The sequence below is a fragment of the Dehalococcoidales bacterium genome (assembly GCA_028716225.1).
Taxonomy (GTDB): Bacteria; Chloroflexota; Dehalococcoidia; order Dehalococcoidales; family UBA5760; genus UBA5760.
In genome coordinates this window covers 1-5,934 of record JAQUQE010000065.1, presented here as the reverse complement: position 1 = coordinate 5,934, position 5,934 = coordinate 1, and the positions used below count along the sequence as shown (strand labels likewise).

The window sequence follows — 5,934 nt, the reverse complement described above, 5'->3', positions numbered from 1 at the left end:
TGTTTTTGCTTTTGCGATGACCTTTTCTCTCCCCCCGGGGGGATGAGGATGTAATTGCTTCCTCTGGTTAAACCAAAAGTTCTTTTGTTCAATAATGAAGCTGTAAATGTAAAAGCACCTTAACAACCGAATAGCGACAAAGCCTCAGCCTGAACGCTTGCCTCAATAAGGGCAAATAAGCACAAAAGAGAGGTCAAGCGATGATAACAGCGACACCAGCACCAGCACCACCGCCAGCACCGCAGGGCGGACACTGTAGCCAGTGCGGTAAAGTGTGGGTGCTAAACGAAAGGCAAGGCGTATGTCCGTGGTGCGGAAAGCCAGCGAGCCAACAGCACAGCAGGACACAAGCCTTGCGTAGCATCAAGTCTAGCCGACGGCGACGGCAAAAGCAAGCTCGGACTAGCGGTAATGGCTACGACCAGCTAGGTGGCAAGTGGCTAGCCTATTACAAGGTAGCCTCTCGGTTTAGCGGTAAGTCAAAGCCAGAGGATAGAGAGGACTTGCTACACGATATAATGGTTACCCTTGCCGACGTGGAGCGCAATAACGGACACAAGCCGTTTACCGAAGCCGTGATGTATCGGATTGCCAGTCATAGCGTAAATCATTACTGGTATCGGCATTATAAGGTAAATAACGGCTTGGACTGCCAGCACTGTAGCAAGGCGCAAAGGGCAAAGTGTAGAGAGAACGACCTATACCGAGAGTGTAAGAAGGCTATCAAGCTGGAAAGCCTGAGTAAGCCTGTCATAGACAGTGAGGGCAACACCACCGAGCTTGGAGAGCTGATAGCGGATGATAAGGCTCTTGAGCTTGGGGCGTGGGTCAGTGAGGATATCTGGGAGCTAGGCTATAAGCCAAGACTGGTAGCCATAGCTCACAAGCTACATAGTGGGGAAGCCCTTACTAACTACGATATGGTTTATCTTTCTCGATATAGAAGGCAAGAGCAAAAAAAGTTGATTGAGTGATAAGGTTTTAGGGTGATTTCGGACACTTATATAGTGGAAGCACCGCATAGGCTAGCGAGACGCAGATATGCGGTAGCTTACTAAAGAGGCGAAGCTGGCGGACTTGCCCGACTGCCAGATAGCCAAAGGGGTGAATAAACTGGAAAAACTGAATATCGAGGGCAAGCGTTCAGGCTCAGGCTTTGTGGCGCATAAAGCTACGCTGGTAAACGCCTTATCCAGAGCGGTCGCCGACAGGGTAACGCTAATGGACTTTACCATTGGGCGCAAAGGCTTACTCGGTTACCTTAAGTCGCTAAACGGCAGTAACATCGTAAAAGTTACGCCTTTCAATGACAGTGCTAGCGAGACGCAGGCTGTTAGTAAACGGCTTAAGGTGGTTTGTGGAGCTAATATCAGCCAGCTTGATGACGGAGCGTGGATAGGTGATAACACGCCGATGACGCTCTGTGAGGTGAGGGTTACTTCCCGTAACGCCGTAACGCCTAACATCGGCAGTCTGGAGCTAGCGGAAGCGCTATCGAGGGTATTACCCTTTACTGCTACTGAGGACACTCGACCAGTATTACAATGTGTCCTCTTTACGGCTAAAGAGGGTAAGCTCACGCTGGTAAGCGCCGACGGCTTTAGACTGGCGGTAGTAAGCCTTGACTATGACGGAGAGGGCGAAGTCCTGATAAGCCGTGAGGATTTGGCAGGAATAGCCAACGCCTTGCGGAGCGCCAAGAGAGCAAGGGTTAGCTTTGAGGGTGAGGACATCAAGACGCTCACCATTGACACCGAGCTAATCCGCTATCAGTGGGTTAGCGACGACGGCAAGTTTCCCGACTGGGAGAGGCTAATCCCGACCGAGGCTAAGACCACCGCTCACTTTGACACCGTCGAGGCGGGCAAGGTGATTAACTCACTGAGAGCACTGGCCGACAGCAAGTCCTACCCGATAGACATTACCCTTGGTAACGGCGTTATGGTGCTGGCTAATCCCGATGATAAGGGACAAGCCACAATGCCAGCCGATATCGAGGGTGAGGCTAACAGGGTAAGGCTAGACGGCGGTTACCTTGCCGAAGCGTTAAAAGCCTGTGGCGGTATGCCAGAGCTAAAGCTCACCGACGGCAAGTCGCCAGTCCTCTTTACCACTAACGGCTATAAGCTGGTGGTAATGCCAATGCTTACTTCAGAGGTAAGGCAAGAGGATAAAGAGGCTAGCGAAGCGGAAGCCGAGAGCGAAGGGGTAGCCGATGAGGTAACGGAAGCCGAGCCAGAGGTTGAGGTAGAGGTAGCCGAGCCAGAAGCTGAGACAAAGCCGAAAGCGAAGCGTAAGGGCAAGGTAAGAGAGCCAGTCGCCGTAGCCTGAAACTGAACGCTTGAACTCAAAAGAAAGCCAACGCAGAGAAGCGGGGGAAACCCCGCTTTTTTGCTATTTTCAGGGGTATTGCTCCCCAGTGCGTGGGAGTGATACCCCTCTTTGTTTCTGCGTGGCCAGGGCAAGACTAAATCAATATTGAAAGGGGGTTATTGTGCCTATCAAGTGGAGCGTGTTAATGGTGAGTGAGGCGATGGACATGGTAGAAGAGCTGGTAAGTCAAGCCTCCGAGCCACTGGAGCGGGCCAAGATTGTGACCAATGAAGCCCGGAACATACCTAACCTGCCCCAGTATCTTGACCAGCGCCTGGTACGTCTTGTTTGTGATATCGAGCGGATAGACTACATCAAGTCCTCAATTAAGGCTGTCCGTAATGATTTACCAGACGGGGCGGTAGAAGCGGAGAGGCGGATAGCCAGCCACGGCCGGCAGCCGGTATTAGTCGGCTAGGAGATTAAAATCAAAATAATGTAGGAGGGTTTTTGTGCCAAAAACAGGTGATATGGTAAGTGATATCGTGGGGATATTCACTGACCCGATACTGGTATTCCCGGGGGGATGGGGAGAGACCTTACCCGACTGGATTAAGGGAGCCATCACGATGGATAGATTAGAGATGGGTATCAGATCCTCAAATGGTGAGCAGGAAACCGGTACCGATGCCGAGGCCTGCGCCTATCTCTACACCGCCGGCCTAAGTTTCCCGATGGATCATGACTGGAGCCGGATCTATCTCTATGTCTCCACCAAAACCTATACCCGTCATAAGGGTGGCCAGATGCCAGATGATATCCGGGTAGAGAGTCTTGATGATTACCAGATGGGTGAGCTTAAGAGGCTTAAGGACTGGATATACCGTCAGCGGGTCAAGGTAAGGCGGGAAAGGGAGAGGGTGGATAGAAGACTGGAACGGGAGGAAGCCGAAGTACAAAGTAAAGCTGAACAGCCGGAGCTGTTCGAGTTCTAAAGGAATCTGATTAACAGGCAAAGGGGGGCCAGGAGTATATTTCCCGGCCCCCCTTTATTCTGGTCACTGTAGGAATTTGTCTATTCTATATTTACCGCCGAGTAGAATCTCATTCTCTCATCTCCCTCTAATTTCACGTTGGCAGTAATTATCTGGTTCCTCTCGATATCAGATAAATTCTCCATAGTCTTCAATGTGATCTGCTCGCCGATCAGGTGTGCTGTAGCATTAATGTATCCCGGGACATCTTCTGAAGATTCAATCTCAACTAACATCTCCCATGGAAAATCTCCGGAAGTATTTATGATATCAATAACCCTGGCTGTTACGATGCTGTCGTTTGGCGCAGCCGGTACTGGCGCTGGCGGGGGTGGTGAGGAATCGATTTGCTTTTGTTGGATCATATCCCACTCTTCATCCATTATAGCCGACACAACCTGATACCTCTCTATAGCAATAGGGGCCTGGTGGTGTGTGATCACCTGAGCCAGTATTTCACCGGTTCTATCACCGTATCCGGGATGACGGCAGTCAAACTCAAAAATGAACTGCCAGGCAAACTCGATCTCGGGATAAAGGGTCTCTATTAATTCCAGGCTTTCTTCTATGCCGTCAAAACTAAAGGTTGGGCTGGCGATAAGAAATTCCCTGGCTATTTCCATGCTTCTTTCTTCACTAAATCTACCGAACGGGATTATTTCAGAGACATTTCCGGATGGCGTAACAGTCCCTTTCCAATACCAGCCGTTTCTCTGGCTCTCTACCACCACGGTATATATTATGTTCTCAGGTGCTACTACGGGATAGGTAACAGTAACCGTCCAATCATCCTTTGTGAATTGCAGGGTAGTGCTACCCAATAGATCCGGGATGATATCCTCCGCGCTCCAGTCACCCCCGGGGGAAGGAGCCTCATTCCCTCCGGCAGAATGAATATATGACAACGAGGCATCCCTAGCCCCGGCTGCGTCCTTAACTTCGATCGTAGGTTCAGGTGTTTGTTGACTGACACATCCCCCCAACAATATTGCAGTTGTCAGCAGAGTAACCGCAATGACTGTAATTCTTTTACCCATAACTGAACCCCCTTCTCTCACATATGTTCCAAATATAATAAACGTATTAGTGGGCAATAGGTTATCCCAGGGTAAGACCCATGAGCTAATCTAAAGCGTTTGGATAAATGCAAAAGCCTTTAGCAACCCTGAATATTTGGCGGATGTTAAGAGTGAGACTTCCCGTCATATACGATGTGTGACAGGTTGACTATTAATGCCCTGTCTTAGATAAGTAGGGTAGGGCAGATGACACTCAGAATCTTTTCTATCCGTAAACCATATGCTAAGCCGGATGTTACTAATTAGTATTGTTTCATTTTGATACAATCCCCAGGACGCTTTTTGTGGAGAACTCGTATCTATTCCTACCTCGCTCCTTAGCACGATACATAGCCATATCAGCATTCTTGATTAACCCATCGATATCTTTACCATCATGCGGATATGTCGCAATTCCAATACTGGCTGTGCATATCACTTCTTGGCCATCTATCACAAATGGCTGACGAAAAGCCTCCGTAATTTTTTCTGCGATTGTGCTCACATATTCTACCTTGGTCAAGCTTAGTAAAAGGATCACAAACTCGTCGCCCCCCATTCGAGCAGCGGTATCAGTTTTACGCAGGATATCTGTTATTCGTGTGCCGACATGCTTAAGGAGACAATCCCCTACTTCGTGTCCAAATCTATCATTGATATCCTTAAATCTATCCAAATCCAGCACCAGTACGGCAAGCATTTCCCGGTTCCGTTCGGCCTGAGCTATTGCCATATTAATACGGTCATATAGCAGTGTGCGGTTGGGCAGGCCAGTAATCGTGTCATAGTAGGCTAGTTGACGGATGGTTTCCTCTGCCAGCTTTCGTTTCGTGATATCCCGCGTGACACCAAGAATTCCTACAGCCTTCCCGCTCTGGTCCCGTAGGAAACTCATTTTAATCTCAACCCAGATAGAGGAGCCGTCTTTACGATACTCCTCAAGTTCCAACACACGCGACCGGTTCAGTTCTTTATGGGGATTAGCCTCTATCAACAGCTCTTCCTCCAAGACGCTCATTGCGATAATATAGGATGTCGGCGTCAACATCTTATCCAATGTTTCCGCCATGGCTTCTTCAACTGTATGACCTCTCATCCTTGTAACAGAAGGGCTGAAGTAGGTAAATTTGAGATCCATGGTTGCTGTCCAAATAACATCGGAAACGTTGTCAGCCAAGAGGTGATACCAATGCTCACTCCGTTCCATAATCTGTTGTGTCTCCTGCTGTTCGACAGCTTTTCCCAACCGCTCGGCAACGACATCCAGCAATAGCCTCTCTTCTGTTCGGAAAGGTCCTTCATCAAGCTTTGGGCATTTCTCTAAATACGATACCTTGATAACACCAACCTTTATCCCATGCATCTTTATATCTGAGGAAAGATTCCACTTAGTGTCCTGGTAATTATCTGTTCTGAAAACCTTTCCCTTGAGGATAATCTCACCGCAGGCAATGCCAGAATACTTCCAGGCTTTGGGGATCAGGTTAATGACCTCCCAGCATATTTGATCAAACGTGACGCCGGATTTT

Annotated in this window: 6 protein-coding genes; 4 read left to right on the top strand and 2 right to left on the bottom strand. The window is 48.9% G+C overall.

Going from position 1 to position 5,934, the window contains the following annotated elements:
- Positions 1-200: 200 nt before the first annotated feature.
- The 4 genes from PHI12_13090 (at position 201) to PHI12_13075 (ending at position 3,308) form a co-directional block, all read left to right on the top strand.
- Complete coding sequence (locus PHI12_13090; protein ID MDD5511727.1) at positions 201-974, top strand: hypothetical protein; 774 nt, start codon at positions 201-203, stop codon at positions 972-974.
- A gap of 103 nt (positions 975-1,077) precedes the next feature.
- Positions 1,078-2,331, top strand: coding sequence for a DNA polymerase III subunit beta (locus PHI12_13085; GenBank protein MDD5511726.1), 1,254 nt, complete (start codon positions 1,078-1,080; stop codon positions 2,329-2,331).
- A 163-nt stretch (positions 2,332-2,494) separates the two neighbouring features.
- Positions 2,495-2,791, top strand: a complete 297-nt coding sequence (locus tag PHI12_13080) for a hypothetical protein (protein ID MDD5511725.1) — start codon at positions 2,495-2,497, stop codon at positions 2,789-2,791.
- A 34-nt stretch (positions 2,792-2,825) separates the two neighbouring features.
- On the top strand, positions 2,826-3,308 hold the full coding sequence (locus PHI12_13075; protein MDD5511724.1) for a hypothetical protein: 483 nt from the start codon (positions 2,826-2,828) through the stop codon (positions 3,306-3,308).
- A gap of 80 nt (positions 3,309-3,388) precedes the next feature.
- Here the strand turns inward: PHI12_13075 and PHI12_13070 are convergent, their stop codons facing one another.
- Positions 3,389-4,384, bottom strand: coding sequence for a hypothetical protein (locus PHI12_13070; protein ID MDD5511723.1), 996 nt, complete (start codon positions 4,382-4,384; stop codon positions 3,389-3,391).
- 295 nt (positions 4,385-4,679) lie between these two features.
- On the bottom strand, positions 4,680-5,934 hold a 1,255-nt coding region (locus tag PHI12_13065), incomplete at its 5' end, for a sensor domain-containing diguanylate cyclase (GenBank protein MDD5511722.1).

Coding starts and splice junctions, on each gene's coding strand:
- PHI12_13090 (MDD5511727.1), top strand. CDS start 201: ATGATAACAGCGACACCAGCACCAGCACCACCGCCAGCACCGCAGGGC.
- PHI12_13070 (MDD5511723.1), bottom strand. CDS start 4,384: ATGGGTAAAAGAATTACAGTCATTGCGGTTACTCTGCTGACAACTGCA.